The sequence below is a fragment of the Belnapia sp. AC561 genome, assembly GCF_979252845.1.
Genome location: NZ_CEEDBP010000200.1, coordinates 1 through 277 on the forward strand (window position 1 = coordinate 1; position 277 = coordinate 277).

Annotated in this window: 1 protein-coding gene; it reads left to right on the forward strand. The window is 69.3% G+C overall.

Features of this window, described 5'->3' with window-relative positions:
- The coding region (locus AC0IW9_RS30745; RefSeq protein ID WP_471652098.1) for a hypothetical protein at nucleotides 1–277 on the forward strand (277 nt) is incomplete at both ends.

Consider the following 277-nt stretch of genomic DNA (forward strand, 5'->3'; position numbering starts at 1 on the left):
GTCGTCGGCCGGCCTGTCGGCGCTGCGCCTGATCGAGGACGAGGCGGCACGCGGTCGCGGCTCGCTGCTGACGCTGCGCGCGTCGCAGGAGGCGACGATCTACGTGCTGAACCGCAAGCGCGGGGACATCGCCGAGATCGAGGATCGCTACGGCGTGCAGGTCGAGATCATCCCCGACCGCGAGGAAGAAGGTGCGCGCATGTCGGTCGAGGCCTCCGGCCCGCCGCCTGCGCACGCTCCGAAGATCGATGAGCTGATCATCGAGGAGGAAGAGGAC